General features: G+C 61.4%; 13 protein-coding genes. 10 read left to right on the forward strand and 3 right to left on the reverse strand.

All coding sequences use genetic code 11. The features are described from left to right. Window positions 1-76 precede the first annotated feature (76 nt). From ACM6HV_RS12265 to rpmE, 3 genes are all read right to left on the reverse strand, one after another. Window positions 77-1,345, reverse strand: a complete 1,269-nt coding sequence (locus ACM6HV_RS12265; RefSeq protein WP_145595971.1) for a malic enzyme-like NAD(P)-binding protein — start codon at window positions 1,343-1,345, stop codon at window positions 77-79. A 183-nt stretch (window positions 1,346-1,528) separates the two neighbouring features. Next, a complete protein-coding gene (locus ACM6HV_RS12270; protein ID WP_414904301.1) occupies window positions 1,529-2,311 on the reverse strand; it encodes a thermonuclease family protein in 783 nt (260 codons plus the stop codon). Window positions 2,312-2,352: 41 nt separating this feature from the next. Further along, window positions 2,353-2,568, reverse strand: coding sequence for a 50S ribosomal protein L31 (rpmE, locus tag ACM6HV_RS12275; protein WP_041074926.1), 216 nt, complete (start codon window positions 2,566-2,568; stop codon window positions 2,353-2,355). 289 nt (window positions 2,569-2,857) lie between these two features. Between rpmE and ACM6HV_RS12280 the strand changes: the two genes are divergently transcribed. From ACM6HV_RS12280 to ACM6HV_RS12325, 10 genes are all read left to right on the forward strand, one after another. Further along, window positions 2,858-5,077, forward strand: a complete 2,220-nt coding sequence (locus ACM6HV_RS12280; protein ID WP_414904302.1) for a primosomal protein N' — start codon at window positions 2,858-2,860, stop codon at window positions 5,075-5,077. Between the two features lie 214 nt (window positions 5,078-5,291). Beyond that, window positions 5,292-7,028, forward strand: a complete 1,737-nt coding sequence (argS, locus tag ACM6HV_RS12285; protein ID WP_414904303.1) for an arginine--tRNA ligase — start codon at window positions 5,292-5,294, stop codon at window positions 7,026-7,028. A 1-nt stretch (window position 7,029) separates the two neighbouring features. Further along, entirely contained in the window at window positions 7,030-7,737 is a 708-nt protein-coding gene (locus tag ACM6HV_RS12290; protein WP_041074932.1) for an SPOR domain-containing protein, read from the forward strand. Between the two features lie 288 nt (window positions 7,738-8,025). Continuing rightward, window positions 8,026-8,556 carry an ATP-dependent protease subunit HslV gene (hslV, locus tag ACM6HV_RS12295; RefSeq protein ID WP_007968352.1) on the forward strand — a complete coding sequence of 177 codons (531 nt, stop codon included), beginning with the start codon at window positions 8,026-8,028 and terminating at the stop codon, window positions 8,554-8,556. A 55-nt stretch (window positions 8,557-8,611) separates the two neighbouring features. Next, the gene (gene hslU, locus ACM6HV_RS12300; RefSeq protein ID WP_047290886.1) at window positions 8,612-9,949 is read left to right on the forward strand and encodes an ATP-dependent protease ATPase subunit HslU; all 1,338 of its coding nucleotides are present in this window, start codon (window positions 8,612-8,614) and stop codon (window positions 9,947-9,949) included. 143 nt (window positions 9,950-10,092) lie between these two features. Next, complete coding sequence (locus ACM6HV_RS12305) at window positions 10,093-10,464, forward strand: gamma-butyrobetaine hydroxylase-like domain-containing protein (RefSeq protein WP_186448480.1); 372 nt, start codon at window positions 10,093-10,095, stop codon at window positions 10,462-10,464. A 257-nt stretch (window positions 10,465-10,721) separates the two neighbouring features. Further along, on the forward strand, window positions 10,722-12,401 hold the full coding sequence (phaC, locus tag ACM6HV_RS12310) for a class II poly(R)-hydroxyalkanoic acid synthase (protein ID WP_041074938.1): 1,680 nt from the start codon (window positions 10,722-10,724) through the stop codon (window positions 12,399-12,401). Window positions 12,402-12,541: 140 nt separating this feature from the next. Further along, window positions 12,542-13,396 (forward strand): poly(3-hydroxyalkanoate) depolymerase, encoded by an 855-nt coding sequence (gene phaZ / locus ACM6HV_RS12315; RefSeq protein ID WP_041074940.1) that lies wholly within the window; start codon window positions 12,542-12,544, stop codon window positions 13,394-13,396. A gap of 139 nt (window positions 13,397-13,535) precedes the next feature. Beyond that, the gene (phaC, locus tag ACM6HV_RS12320; RefSeq protein WP_047290884.1) at window positions 13,536-15,218 is read left to right on the forward strand and encodes a class II poly(R)-hydroxyalkanoic acid synthase; all 1,683 of its coding nucleotides are present in this window, start codon (window positions 13,536-13,538) and stop codon (window positions 15,216-15,218) included. 30 nt (window positions 15,219-15,248) lie between these two features. Beyond that, entirely contained in the window at window positions 15,249-15,869 is a 621-nt protein-coding gene (locus ACM6HV_RS12325) for a TetR/AcrR family transcriptional regulator (RefSeq protein ID WP_145595962.1), read from the forward strand. The last annotated feature ends 89 nt before the right edge of the window (window positions 15,870-15,958 follow it).

A 15,958-nucleotide genomic window follows, 5' to 3' on the forward strand; every position in this document is an offset into this window, starting at 1 on the left:
CTGCGATCTTTTGATCTGCCAAACAAAAAGCCCCGACTCTCACAAGCCGGGGCTTTCGTTGAAGCGCTACAACGGCTTAGCCGTTGAACACGTCATCCACGCTTTTCAGCGGGTAGTTCTTCGGATACGGCAGGGTCGCCACACCGGTCTCGATCGCAGCTTTCGCCACAGCATCGGAGATCAGGGTGATCAGGCGCTTGTCCATCGGCTTCGGAATGATGTACTCACGACCGAATTCCAGCGGCGCACCACCGTAGGCGTCGCACACGTCCTGTGGCACTGGCAGTTTGGCCAGTTCGCGCAGGGCGTTGGCCGCAGCCACTTTCATTTCTTCGTTGATGCGCTTGGCGCGAACGTCCAGGGCACCACGGAAGATGAACGGGAAGCCCAGAACGTTGTTGACCTGGTTCGGGTAGTCGGAACGACCGGTGGCCATGATCACGTCGCTGCGGGTGGCGTGCGCCAGTTCCGGGGAGATTTCCGGATCCGGGTTCGAGCAGGCGAAGACGATCGGGTTGGCCGCCATCGACAGCAGGCCTTCAGCGCTCAGCAGGTTCGGGCCGGACAGACCAACGAACACGTCAGCGCCTTGCAGAGCATCAGCCAGGCTGCGCTTGTCGGTGGTGTGAGCGAATACCGCTTTGTACTGGTTCAGGTCGTCACGGCCGGAGTGGATCACACCGGTACGGTCAACCATGAAGATGTTTTCGATTTTTGCGCCCATGCTCACCAGCAACTTCATGCAGGAGATGGCCGCAGCGCCAGCGCCGAGGCAGACGATCTTGGCTTCCGGCAGGGTTTTGCCGGCGATTTCCAGGGCGTTGATCATGCCGGCAGCGGTCACGATCGCGGTGCCGTGCTGGTCATCGTGGAATACCGGAATGTCGCACTGCTCGATCAAAGCGCGCTCGATCTCAAAGCACTCAGGCGCCTTGATGTCTTCCAGGTTGATGCCACCGAAGGTGATGGAGATGCGTTTTACGGTGTCGATGAAGGCTTGCGGGCTTTCGGAGTCGACTTCGATGTCGAACACGTCGATGCCGGCGAAGCGCTTGAACAGTACGCCTTTACCTTCCATTACCGGCTTGGAAGCCAGCGGGCCGAGGTTACCCAGACCCAGAATCGCGGTGCCATCGGAAATGACTGCAACCAGGTTGCCCTTGCCGGTGTATTTGTAGGCCAGTTCAGGATCGCGGGCGATCTCGCGCACTGGTTCAGCTACGCCGGGGCTGTAGGCCAGCGACAGGTCGCGGGCGGTAGCAGTGGCCTTGGTGAGCTCGACACTCAGCTTCCCTGGACGAGGATTGGCATGATATTCGAGAGCGGCAGTTTTCAGATCAGACATTTTGGCATTCCGCTTTTTACTGTTGGACAGACTGGTCAGCGAGGATACGCGCCTCGCAAAGTCCCCACAAGACTGAGCGGTCACCCCTGTCAAGCGCCCTGTCCTACGACTTTGGGCCAAGAGCCACGGCGCACAAGGGCTGGACTGTTCACAATCGATAGAAAAAATGTCTACAATTTTTCTTCAGCGCGCACTTTGCAGCATCGACGGATCGGTCAATGGCAGTAGCCAACGCGGCTGATCCGGTTTCAACCCACCACGCCGCTTACGATCAACGACCCAGCCGCGAGCCTCGACCTGCCTGTCTTTGAGCGATTGCAACCGGGCACTGTCAAATTGTCCGAGCAGATTGGGTGCAACGCGCAGTACAACCGAGCCCTGCAACTCGATCCAGATTCCGCCGCGATTGCGCTGAACCTTGCTCACACGCCCACTGAGCACGGCGAAACCCGAAGTGCGGATCTGCTCCGCTTTCAGTACAGGTGACTGGCGCCAGACCCCGCGCCCAGCGGTTCGTGCGCGCTGTTCGGCGGCTTGCTGACAGGCAACCAGGTCGACGTTCGGCGCCACCGCCACTTGAAAACCCAGGCCGTCGGCAAGCATTTGCGCTTCAAGATTGGCGCCACTTGAACTGTAGACATGCGCGAGGGTGCGACCGTAATGGTCTTTGTCCTGCTTGCCCGGCAGCAAACCGACCCGACCACCGCTGTCCGCCACCAGTGCTTCAAGACGCTTGCGCGCCGCCACGGCGAAGGGCTCATCACTGCGCCCCTGCTTGCCCAGCTCCGGGGTGTTGAGACCGATCATCCGCACGCTGCGTCCATCGCTCAGGCGCAGGGTGTCGCCGTCGACCACGCGCTGTACCGCAACGCTGCTCAGGCCGCCCGGCGCCGGGCAAAACGCCTGGGCGCCGGACAGCCAAATCGCGGACACAAAAAAGGCGCCCACAAGGGACGCCTTTTTCATCAGCCTTGAAAAACCGTAGAGGCTTTCCAGGATGACCAATCTTACTTCTTGGCGCCGAAGGCACCGAAACGGTCGGCGAACTTCTGAACGCGACCACCGGTGTCCAGAGTCTTCTGCTTACCGGTGTAGAACGGGTGGCACTCGTTGCAAACGTCGATCGCCAGGGCTTTGCCGAAGGTCGAACGGGTTTCGAACTTGTTGCCGCAGCTGCAGGTAACAGCAACTACTGGGTAATCCGGGTGGATATCAGCTTTCATGGTGTATTCCTCAGGCTAGCGTGCCGCCACCCAACACTATTGTTGAATACCGCACGTAATTAGGCCGCGGATTCTACCAGACAATGTCAATCGCGCAAGCTGTCCCTGAGACCGACCGTCTGCTAGGCTCCCGGCCCATTGCGCTGTCCCTGTGGGAGCGAGCCTGCTCGCGAAGACGATCTATCAGCCAGCCTATCAGCCGCCTGACACACCGCTTTCGCGAGCAGGCTCGCTCCCACAGGTTATGTACGCAGTCCTTTTAATCGCCTGCTGATCGAGATCCCCCCGCGTGCCCGACGCCATTCTGCGCCTCGCCCTGCCTTCGCCCCTGCGCCGCCTGTTCGACTATCGGGCCCCGGCCGGGGTGCAGCGCGCCCAGTTGCAACCGGGCATGCGCCTGCGGGTGCCATTCGGGCGACGGGAGATGATCGGGATTCTGGTCGAGGTGGCCGACACCAGCGACGTGCCGCTGGAGAAACTCAAACCGGCGCTGGCCCTGCTCGATGTCGAACCGCCGTTGCCACCCGCACTGTTCAAGCTGTGCCTGTGGACGTCGCAGTATTACCAGCACAGCCTGGGCGACACCTTGAGCTGGGCGCTGCCGGTGCTGCTGCGTCAGGGCGAACTGGCGGAGGCCCGTCAGGAGCGCTTCTGGTCCGTCGCGCCCGGCGCCAGCCTTGATGATCCGCGCATCGCCCGTGCGCCACGGCAACGGGAAGCGCTGGCGACGCTGGCACAGCACCCGCACGGTGTGGCTCATCAGTTATTGAGCAAGCTGATGCTGAGCAAGGACAGCCTCGACCTGCTGCTGGCCAAGGGCCTGGTGCAAGTGGAAATCCGCCGGCATGCGCCCGGCGTGCGCCATGAACACTGGCTGGCCCAGCCGGAGTTGCCACTCAACACCGAACAACGCGCCGCTTACGAGGCGATCCGCGCCGGGTTCGACAGTTATCACGCGTTTCTGCTGGCGGGCGTCACCGGCAGCGGCAAGACCGAAGTCTATTTGCAACTGATCCGCGAAACCCTCGAAGCCGGCAAGCAGGCGCTGGTGCTGATTCCCGAAATCAATCTCGGCCCACAGACCCTGGCGCGTTTCGAGCAGCGCTTCAACGCACGCATCGCCCTGCTGCATTCGGCGGTCAACGACCGCGAGCGCCTCGACGCCTGGCTCGCTGCCCGCGACGGCGAGGCCGACATTATTATCGGCACGCGCTCGGCGCTGTTCACCCCGATGAAGAACCCGGGGCTGATCATCATCGACGAAGAGCACGACGGCTCCTATAAACAGCAGGAAGGCCTGCGCTACCACGCCCGGGATCTGGCGCTGGTGCGCGCGAGACAGGAAAACATCCCGATCGTCCTCGGCTCCGCCACGCCGTCGCTGGAAAGCCTGCACAACGCCTACACCGGTCGTTATGGCCTGCTGCGCCTCAACGAGCGGGCCGGCGGCGCCAGGCAACCACGTTTCCTGCGGCTGGACGTGAAAAGCCGTCCGCTGGACAGCGGCATTTCCGGGCCGATGCAACAAGCCATCGGCCAGACCCTCGCCGCCGGCCAGCAGGTGCTGGTGTTCCTCAACCGGCGCGGCTTTGCGCCGACGTTGCTGTGCCACGATTGCGGCTGGATGTCCGAGTGCTCGCGCTGCGACGCGCGAATGACCGTGCACCAACGCTACGGCGAACTGCGCTGCCATCACTGTGGCAACGTCGAGCGCACGCCGCGCCAATGCCCCAAGTGTAATAAAGTCGATCTGCGGCCGGTGGGCGCCGGCACCGAACGTGCGGAGGAACGACTGGCGATTCTGTTCCCGGATTACCCGGTGCTGCGCGTCGACCGCGACAGCACCTCGCGCAAGGACGCGATGAATCAGTTGTTCGCGACGATTCAGAAGGGCCAGCCGTGCATTCTGGTCGGCACGCAAATGTTGGCCAAGGGGCATCACTTCCCCCGGGTCACGCTGGTGTCGATTCTGGATGCCGACGGCGGGCTGTTCTCCGGCGACTTCCGCGCCAGCGAGCGTATGGCGCAATTGATCGTGCAGGTGGCCGGGCGCGCCGGACGGGCGGAAGAGCCGGGCAAGGTGATCATCCAGACCCACCTGGCCGACCATCCTTTATTGGTGCAATTGACCGAGCAGGGCTACTTCGCCTTTGCCGAACAGGCGCTGAGCGAGCGCCGCGCTGCGGGACTGCCGCCGTTTTCACACTTGGCCCTGTTGCGTGCCGAAGCGCACAAACCGGGGCAGGCCGAAAGTTTTCTCGATGAGGCATGCAGCGCCGCCGAGCGCTTGCTGGCCGAGCAGAATCTGGGCGGGATCGAACTGCTCGGGCCGGTACCGGCGCCGATGGAGCGCCGCGCCGGTCGCTATCGGGCGCAGCTGTTGGTGCAGGCGGCAGCGCGGGCACCGCTGCATCGGTTGCTCGCCAGCTGGTTGCTGGAGCTGGAGCAGATGCCGAGCGGGCGGGCCGTGCGCTGGTCGCTGGATGTCGATCCGGTGGATTTGTACTAGCAGATCAAAAGATCGCAGCCTGCGGCAGCTCCTACAGAATCGAGCGTGTTCCCCTGTAGGAGCTGCCGCAGGCTGCGATCTTTTGCTTTTAATGTCACCACATATCCACATCCTGCCTGCTAAGGTTGGCAAGCCCGTCTTCGCAACGGATAATGCCCAGTTTTTCCACCCGCGCATCGATGCGCCGCCGCGCTTGCGGTCGAAAGAGAAGACCATGAAAGACACCATTCGCCAGCTGATCCAACAAGCCCTCACCCAACTCGTCAACGAAGGTGTGTTGCCTGAAGGCCTGTCGCCGGCGATTCAGGTGGAGAACGCCCGTGACAAGACCCACGGCGACTTCGCCAGCAACATCGCCATGATGCTGGCCAAGCCTGCGGGCATGAAGCCGCGCGATCTGGCGGAGAAAATCATCGCTGCGCTGCCGGCCGACGACAACGTCACCAAGGCCGAAATCGCCGGCCCCGGCTTCATCAACTTCTTCCAGAACACCCAGGCCCTCGCCTCGCGCCTCGACGCCGCGCTGGCCGATGCTCACGTTGGCGTGCGCAAGGCCGGCCCGGTGCAGCGCACTGTGGTCGACCTGTCGGCACCGAACCTGGCCAAAGAGATGCACGTCGGCCACCTGCGCTCGACGATCATCGGCGACGGCGTGGCCCGTGTTCTCGAGTTCCTCGGCGACGAGGTGATCCGCCAGAACCACGTGGGCGACTGGGGCACCCAGTTCGGCATGTTGATGGCTTACTTGCAGGAAAACCCGATCACCAGCGACGAGCTGTCCGATCTGGAAAACTTCTACCGCGCCGCCAAACAGCGTTTCGACGAATCCGAAGAGTTCGCCGACCGCGCCCGTGGTCTGGTGGTCAAGCTGCAGGCCGGCGATGCCGAATGCCTGGCGCTGTGGACCAAGTTCAAGGACATCTCGCTGTCGCACTGCCAGAAGATCTACGAACTGCTCAACGTCAAACTGACCATGGCCGACGTGATGGGCGAAAGCGCCTACAACGACGACCTGATCAACGTGGTCAACGACCTGAAAGCCGCGGGCATGCTGGTCGAAAGCAACGGCGCCCAGTGCGTGTTCCTCGACGAGTTCAAGAACGCCGACGGCGATCCGCTGCCAGTGATCATCGTCAAGGCTGACGGCGGCTACCTGTACGCCACCACTGACCTGGCAGCCGTGCGCTACCGTTCTGGCAAACTGAAAGCTGATCGCGCGCTGTACTTCGTCGACCAGCGTCAGGCCCTGCACTTCCAGCAAGTGTTCGCCGTGGCGCGCAAGGCCGGTTTCGTGACCCATCCGATGGAAATGGAACACATGGGCTTCGGCACCATGAACGGCGCCGATGGCCGTCCGTTCAAGACCCGTGATGGCGGCACCGTGAAGCTGATCGACCTGCTGACCGAAGCGCAGGAACGTGCCTACAACCTGGTGAAAGAAAAGAACCCGGAGCTGGCCGAAGACGAACTGCGCAACATCGCCAAAGTCGTTGGCATCGGCGCGGTGAAATACGCCGACCTGTCCAAGCACCGCACCAGCGACTACAGCTTCAACTTCGACCTGATGCTGAATTTCGAAGGCAACACCGCGCCGTATCTGCTGTACGCCTACACTCGCGTGGCTGGCGTGTTCCGCAAACTGGGCAAGGACTTCAGCGAAGTCGACGGCCACATCGTTCTCGAAGCCGAGCACGAACAAGAGCTGGCGGCGAAACTGGCGCAGTTCGGCGAAGTGCTGAACAACGTCGCGGAAAAAGGCACGCCGCACATCCTCTGCACTTATCTGTATGACGTCGCCGGTCTGTTCTCCAGCTTCTACGAGAACTGCCCGATCCTCGCCGCCGAGACGCCGGCCCAGATGCAGAGCCGTCTGCGTCTGGCCGCGCTGACCGGTCGTACTCTCAAGCAAGGCCTGGAACTGCTGGGCCTGGAAACTCTGGAGCGCATGTAAGTTGGCTGCCAAGAAAAAACCTGCACCCAAGCGTGGCGCCAGCCGTTACCAAGCTCCTGCAAAGCAACCGATTCCTGGCTGGCTGTGGATGGCCATCGGCCTGACGGTCGGTGCGTTCATTGTGTTTCTGATGAAACTGGAGCCGGGCAAGGGCAGCGACACGGTCAAGCGCGAGAAAGTCGAGCAGGCGCAGCAGCAGAAAGCGTCGAAGATCGCCGAGGCCAACAAGACCCCGCCGAGCCCGACGCAACCGGTGAAGCCGAAGTACGACTTCTACACCCTGCTGCCGGAATCGGAAGTGATCGTGCCGCCGGACGCCGTGCCGGAGAAAACCCTGCCGACGCCGCAAGTGCCGACCACGCCGGTCACCCCGGCGGAAGCGGCGAAAATCGATACTGCTCGGGCGCAGGCTGCGCTGTCGGGCATCACCCCGCCGCCAGCGCCACCAGTGGCGAAAGCGGCGCCGGTGACCAAGTTCTTCCTCCAGGCCGGTTCGTTCCGCAAAGAGGCGGACGCGGACAAGGTGCGGGCGCAGATCATTCTGCTGGGCCAGGCTGTTTCGGTTGAGTCGGGCACGGTGAAGGATGAAACCTGGTACCGCGTATTGGTCGGCCCGTTCAGCAACCGCGAACAGCTGACGACTGCGCAGAAACAACTGGCCGGTAGCGGCTTCAGCAATCTGCTGTTACAACAACGCCAGAGCCGCTGACCTCTCGCCGAACGTAATCGTTCGGCGGACTTTGTGGCGAGGGAGCTTGCTCCCGCTGGGGTGCGAAGCGCCCCCAAACCCTGTGAATCCGGTGCATCAGACAGACCGGGGTTGCAGGTTTTACGACTGCTGCGCAGCCGAGCGGGAGCAAGCTCCCTCGCCACAGGGATTTGCATCCCCCTCCATCACCGCTCGTCCCCTCTCCCGCGCCGTGGTTGAAATCCTATCCAGCACCCCCATATGAATGGGCATAAGGCATTTTCGCCCCGCTGCGTGGAGACTCTTCCCTTGACCACCATCGTTTCAGTCCGCCGCCACGGCAAAGTCGTCATGGGCGGCGACGGCCAGGTTTCTCTCGGCAATACCGTGATGAAAGGCAACGCGAAGAAAGTTCGTCGCCTGTACCACGGTCAGGTCATCGCCGGTTTCGCCGGTGCCACCGCCGACGCCTTCACCCTGTTCGAACGTTTTGAAGGCCAGCTCGAGAAACACCAGGGCCACCTGATCCGCGCCGCTGTCGAACTCGCCAAAGAATGGCGCACCGACCGCTCCCTGAGCCGCCTCGAAGCCATGCTCGCGGTCGCCAACAAGGACGCCTCGCTGATCATCACCGGCAACGGTGACGTGGTCGAACCCGAAGACGGCCTGATCGCCATGGGTTCCGGCGGCGCCTACGCACAAGCTGCGGCCAGCGCGCTGCTGAAAAAGACCGACCTGTCGGCCCGTGAGATCGTCGAAACCGCCCTCGGTATCGCCGGCGACATCTGTGTATTCACCAACCACACTCAGACCATTGAGGAGCAGGATCTCGCTGAATAAGCCTGACGCGGCCTAAGTGCCACGGCTTGTTTCTGCTTGAGGACCGTCAATTACTATGTCCATGACTCCCCGCGAAATCGTCCACGAACTCAACCGCCATATCATCGGCCAGGACGATGCCAAGCGCGCCGTCGCGATTGCCCTGCGCAACCGCTGGCGCCGCATGCAGCTGCCTGAAGAACTGCGCGTTGAAGTGACCCCGAAAAACATCCTGATGATCGGCCCGACCGGTGTCGGTAAAACCGAAATCGCCCGTCGCCTGGCGAAACTGGCCAACGCGCCGTTCATCAAGGTCGAAGCGACCAAATTCACCGAAGTCGGCTACGTCGGCCGTGACGTCGAATCGATCATCCGTGATCTGGCCGACGCCGCGATCAAGATGCTCCGCGAGCAGGAAATGACCCGCGTGCGTCACCGCGCCGAAGACGCTGCCGAGGACCGCATCCTCGACGCACTGCTGCCACCGGCACGCATGGGCTTCAGCAACGAAGAAACCCCGAGCAGCGATTCCAACACCCGTCAGCTGTTCCGCAAGCGCCTGCGTGAAGGTCAGCTGGACGATAAGGAGATCGAGATCGAAGTCGCTGAAGTGGCCGGCATCGAGATCGCTACGCCACCTGGCATGGAAGAGATGACCAGCCAGTTGCAGAACCTGTTTGCCAACATGGGCAAGGGCAAGAAGAAAGCCCGCAAGCTCAAGGTCAAAGAAGCGCTGAAACTGGTGCGCGACGAAGAGGCCGGGCGTCTGGTCAACGAAGAAGAGTTGAAGGCCAAGGCGCTGGAAGCGGTCGAGCAACACGGCATCGTGTTCATCGACGAAATCGACAAGGTCGCCAAGCGCGGCAATGTCGGCGGCGCCGATGTCTCCCGTGAAGGCGTACAGCGCGACCTGCTGCCGCTGATCGAAGGCTGCACCGTCAACACCAAGCTGGGCATGGTCAAGACCGACCACATCCTGTTCATCGCCTCCGGTGCGTTCCACCTGAGCAAGCCGAGCGATCTGGTGCCTGAGCTGCAAGGCCGTCTGCCGATCCGTGTCGAACTCAAGGCCCTGAGCCCGGAAGACTTCGAGCGCATCCTCAGCGAGCCGCACGCATCGCTCACCGAGCAATACTGCGCGCTGCTGAAGACTGAAGGCCTGAACATCCAGTTCCAGCCGGAGGGTATCAAGCGTCTGGCGGAGATCGCCTGGCAGGTCAACGAGAAGACCGAGAACATCGGTGCCCGTCGTTTGCACACGCTGCTTGAGCGTCTGCTGGAAGAGGTGTCGTTCAGTGCCGGCGACCTGGCCAGCGCGCATGACGACCAGCCGATCCTGATCGACGCTGCGTACGTCAACAGCCATCTGGGCGAATTGGCGCAGAACGAAGACCTGTCCCGTTATATCCTGTAGGTCACTCTTACAGATGTAATGGAACTGTGGGAGCGAGCATGCTCGCGAAGACGGCAGTACATTCAACCGTTGCGTTGACTGAACCACCGCATTCGCGAGCAGGCTCGCTCCCACAAGGTTCCGCACAAGACGGAAACCTGCTCATGATCCCCACCGACATCAAACTGCACAAAGCCTCGAAAACCCTGACGCTCAAGTACGCGTCCGGCGAGGAGTACACCCTGCCCGCCGAATTTCTGCGCGTGCACTCTCCCTCCGCCGAGGTCCAGGGCCACGGCAAACCGATCCTGCAATTCGGCAAGCTCAATGTCGGCCTCAGCGGCCTGGAACCGGCCGGTCACTACGCACTGAAACTGACCTTCGACGACGGTCACGACAGCGGCTTGTTCACCTGGGATTACCTCTACGAGCTGGGGCGACGTTATGACGCACTCTGGGCCGATTATCTGGCCGAGCTCAAAGCCGCCGGAAAAACCCGCGATCCGGACCAGTCGATTGTCAAGCTGATGCTCTAGTCCGAGACTCTTGCTCTTTAGAGGGCATTTTCTAAATTCATCTGTTTGAATGCTGCGCCTGGCGGTCGAGGATCGGCTGCTTGCGAAAAAAATTAAACTCGGGTAACCAATGGAGCTGGCAAGTTCCCTGCAGTGCTCTATGAACTGTAAAGCAGCTATGCAGAATTAACGGTCACCCGAGCAGTAGTACCTGGCATTCGCTGTGGAACTGCACAGCAGAAAACGGGTACTCGTCTCAGGACAATGGAGCGTCGTAGATGAGTAACAAGAATAACGATGACCTGAAGTACCAAGCCTCGGAAAACACCCTGGGGCTTAATCCCGTCGTTGGGCTACGCGGAAAGGATCTGCTGGCCTCTGCTCGAATGGTGCTGACCCAGGCCATCAAACAACCGATCCATAGCGTCAAGCACGTCACACATTTCGGCCTCGAACTGAAGAACGTGCTGTTCGGCAAATCCGAACTGCAACCGGCCAGCGATGATCGTCGCTTCGTTGACCCGGCGTGGAGTCAGAACCCGCTCTACAAACGTTATCTGCAAACTTACCTGGCGTGGCGCAAGGAGCTCCATTCCTGGATCGACGACAGCAGCCTGTCCCCCAAAGACATCGCGCGCGGCCACTTCGTGATCAACCTGATGACCGAAGCCATGGCCCCGACCAATACCGCAGCCAACCCGGCGGCGGTCAAACGCTTCTTCGAGACCGGCGGCAAAAGCCTGCTCGATGGCCTCTCGCATCTGGCCAAGGATCTGGTGCACAACGGCGGCATGCCGAGCCAGGTCAACATGGGCGCGTTCGAGGTCGGCAAGAGCCTGGGCGTGACCGAAGGCGCGGTGGTGTTTCGCAACGACGTGCTGGAGCTGATCCAGTACAAACCGATCACCGAGCAAGTCCACGAGCGCCCGCTGCTCGTGGTGCCACCCCAGATCAACAAGTTCTATGTATTCGACCTGAGCCCGGACAAGAGTCTGGCGCGCTTCTGCCTGCGCAATAACGTGCAGACCTTCATCGTCAGCTGGCGCAACCCGACCAAGGCCCAGCGCGAGTGGGGCCTGTCGACTTACATCGATGCGCTCAAGGAAGCCGTCGACGTGGTCACCGCCATCACCGGCAGCAAAGACGTGAACATGCTCGGCGCCTGCTCCGGCGGCATTACCTGCACCGCCCTGCTCGGCCACTACGCCGCGATCGGCGAGAACAAGGTCAACGCCCTCACGCTGCTGGTCAGCGTGCTCGACACCACGCTGGACAGCGACGTCGCCCTGTTCGTCGACGAGCAGACCCTGGAGACCGCCAAGCGCCATTCCTATCAGGCCGGTGTGCTCGAAGGCAAAGACATGGCCAAGGTCTTCGCGTGGATGCGCCCCAACGACCTGATCTGGAACTACTGGGTCAACAACTACCTGCTCGGCAACGAGCCGCCGGTGTTCGACATCCTGTTCTGGAACAATGACACCACCCGGTTGCCCGCGGCGTTCCACGGCGACCTGATCGAGATGTTCAAAAACAACCCACTGATTCGGCCCAATGCACTGGAAGTGTGCGGCACGCCGATCGACCTCAAGCAGGTCACTGCCGACATTTTCTCGCTGGCCGGCACCAACGACCACATCACCCCGTGGAAGTCCTGCTACAAGTCGGCGCAGCTGTTTGGCGGCAAGGTCGAGTTCGTGCTGTCGAGCAGCGGGCATATCCAGAGCATCCTGAACCCGCCGGGCAACCCGAAATCGCGTTACATGACCAGCGAAGGCATGGCCGCCAATGCCGATGACTGGCAAGAGAACTCGACCAAGCACACCGATTCCTGGTGGCTGTACTGGCAGGCGTGGCAGGCCGAGCGCTCGGGCAATCTGAAAAAAGCACCACTGAAACTGGGCAACAAGGCTTATCCGGCAGGCGAAGCATCGCCGGGCACTTACGTACATGAGCGGTAACTGACACCTCGCCCTCCCTGTAGGAGCTGCCGAAGGCTGCGATCCTTTGATCTTGTTTTCAGAATCAAAGTCAAAAGATCGCAGCCTTCGGCAGCTCCTACAGAGGGAGCGGGGATGAATTAATCCACAGGGCCTGAAGCATGCCGCAACCGTTCATTTTTCGTACCGTCGATCTGGATGGGCAGACCCTCCGCACCGCGGTACGCCCCGGCAAGCCTCATTTGACGCCCTTGCTGATTTTCAACGGCATCGGCGCCAACCTGGAGCTGGTGTTTCCATTTGTCGCGGCGCTGGACCCGGATCTGGAAGTGATCGCCTTCGACGTGCCCGGTGTCGGCGGCTCGTCGACGCCCAACCGGCCGTATCGCTTTCCCGGGCTGGCGAAGCTGACCGCGCGGATGCTCGACTACCTCGATTACGGTCAGGTCAACGTCATCGGCGTGTCCTGGGGCGGCGCGCTGGCACAACAGTTTGCTCACGACTACCCCGAGCGCTGCAAGAAACTGGTGCTGGCAGCGACCGCCGCCGGTGCGGTGATGGTGCCGGGCAAACCGAAAGTGCTGTGGATGATGGCCAGTCCGCGGCGCTACATTCAGCCATCGCACGTGATCCGTATCGCCCCGCTGATCTACGGCGGCTCGTTCCGCCGCGACCCGACGCTGGCCGCCAGCCATGCCGCCAAGGTGCGTTCGGCGGGCAAGCTCGGCTACTACTGGCAGCTGTTCGCAGGCCTGGGCTGGACCAGCATTCACTGGCTGCACAAGATCCATCAGCCGACGCTGGTACTGGCCGGCGACGACGATCCGCTGATCCCGCTGATCAACATGCGCATGCTTGCCTGGCGGATTCCCAACGCCCAGTTGCACATCATCGACGACGGCCATCTGTTCCTGATCACCCGCGCCGAAGCCGTGGCGCCGATCATCATGAAATTCCTTGAGGAGGAACGCCAGCGCGCCGTGATGCATCCGCATCCGACCCCGCTGGGCGGCTGAATCACTGCGGCAGGCTTTATGCAGGGTTTTGAACAAAGTGCGCGGCAGGACGCCGCGCGGGCAGCAACCCGTAACAGCGACTATGGTGTTCTGGTTCGGTGAGTTTGTTTTTGACCTGAAGACGAAGGAGTGTTGAGTCATGCGCGACAAACCAGCGACGGGCGTTGTGCCCAGCCCCGCCGTGTTCATCAACGCACAAAGTGCGATCACCGGCCTGCGCGGCCGGGACCTGATCTCGACCTTGCGCAGCGTCGCCGCCCACGGTCTGCGCAACCCGATTCACAGCGCGAAGCACGCCTTGAAACTCGGTGGCCAACTCGGTCGCGTGTTGCTCGGCGAAACCCTGCACCCGACCAACCCGAACGACAGCCGCTTCGCTGATCCGGCATGGAGTCTCAATCCGTTCTACCGGCGCAGCCTGCAGGCCTATCTGGCCTGGCAAAAACAGGTCAAGAGCTGGATTGATGAAAGCAACATGAGCGATGACGATCGCGCCCGCGCGCACTTCGCCTTCACCTTGCTCAACGACGCGGTGGCACCGTCGAATACGCTGCTCAACCCGCTGGCAGTCAAGGAGCTGTTCAACTCCGGCGGGCACAGTCTGGTGCGCGGCCTGAGTCATCTGTTCGATGACCTGCTGCACAACGACGGCCTGCCACGCCAGGTCACCAAGCAGGCATTCGAGGTCGGCAAGACCGTCGCCACCACCTCTGGCGCCGTGGTGTTTCGCAACGAGATGCTTGAGCTGATCCAGTACAAGTCGATGAGCGAAAAGCAATACGCCAAGCCGCTGCTGGTGGTGCCGCCGCAAATCAACAAGTACTACATTTTCGACCTCAGCCCGCAAAACAGCTTCGTCCAGTACGCGCTGAAAAATGGCCTGCAGACGTTCATGATCAGTTGGCGCAATCCAGACGTGCGCCATCGCGAATGGGGCCTGTCGACCTACGTCGAAGCGGTGGAAGAAGCGATGAACATCTGCCGGGCGATCACCGGCGCCCGCGACGTCAACCTGATGGGCGCCTGCGCCGGTGGCCTGACCATTGCCGCGCTGCAGGGGCATTTGCAGGCCAAGCGGCAGCTGCGACGTGTTTCCAGCGCGACCTATCTGGTCAGCCTGCTCGACAGTCAGATTGAAACCCCGGCCACGCTGTTCGCCGACGAGCAAACCCTCGAAGCCGCCAAGCGCCGCTCCTATCAGAAAGGCGTGCTCGACGGGCGCGACATGGCCAAGGTGTTTGCCTGGATGCGCCCCAACGATCTGATCTGGAGCTACTTCGTCAACAATTACCTGTTGGGCAAAGAGCCGCCCGCGTTCGACATCCTTTACTGGAACAACGACAACACCCGCCTGCCCGCCGCGTTTCACGGCGACCTGCTGGACTTCTTCAAGCACAACCCGCTGACCCATCCGGGCGGGCTGGAAGTCTGTGGCACGCCGATCGACCTGCAGAAAGTCACCGTCGACAGCTTCAGCGTGGCCGGCATGAATGACCACATCACGCCGTGGGACGCGGTGTACCGCTCGACCCTGTTGCTTGGCGGGGAGCGGCGCTTCGTGCTGTCCAACAGTGGCCACGTGCAAAGCATCCTCAACCCGCCGAGCAACCCGAAAGCCAACTACGTCGAGAACGGCAAGCTCAGCAGCGATCCACGCGCCTGGTACTACGACGCCAAACGCGTCGACGGCAGCTGGTGGCCACAGTGGCTGGAGTGGATTCAGCAACGCTCCGGCGCCCAGCGCGAAACCACGTTCACGCTCGGCAACCCGAACTATCCACCGATGGAGGCAGCACCCGGCACCTACGTGCATGTGCGCTGACGCTTAACCGAACTTTTCTAAGAAGACTGGATGAAAACCCGCGACCGGATTCTCGAATGTGCCCTGCAACTGTTCAACGAAAAGGGTGAGCCCAACGTTTCCACCATGGAGGTTGCCAACGAAATGGGGATCAGCCCCGGCAACCTCTACTACCACTTCCACGGCAAGGAGCCGCTGATTCTCGGCCTGTTCGAGCGTTTCCAGAATGAACTGACGCCACTGCTCGACCCACCGTCGGACGTCGAGCTGGCGCCGGAGGATTACTGGCTGTTTCTGCACTTGATCGTCGAGCGCCTGGCGCAATACCGGTTTCTGTTCCAGGACCTGTCGAACCTTGCCGGGCGGCTTCCGAAACTGGCCAAAGGCATTCGTCATCTGCTCAATGCGCTCAAGCGCACCCTGGCGTCATTGCTGGCGCGGTTGAAGGCGGCAGGGCAGTTGGTCAGTGATACCCAGGCATTGGGGCAACTGGTGGAGCAGATCACCATGACCCTGCTGTTCTCGCTGGACTATCAACGGATACTCGATCGCGAGGGTGAGGTCAGGCTGGTCGTGTATCAGATCATGATGCTGGTGGCGCCGCATCTGCTGCCGCCAGTGAAAGTCGCCACCGAACGCATGGCCCTGCAATACCTCGAAGATCACGACTGAGCCACCTATTTCTGCCAGACCAACACCCGATGTGAGAGCGAGCCTGCTCGCGAATGCAACCTGTCGGTTGATGTCCATGTAGCTGATAC

Origin of the sequence: Pseudomonas sp. IT-P260, from assembly GCF_949768395.1 — a bacterium.
In the GTDB taxonomy this organism is placed as follows: Bacteria; Pseudomonadota; Gammaproteobacteria; order Pseudomonadales; family Pseudomonadaceae; genus Aquipseudomonas; species Aquipseudomonas parakoreensis.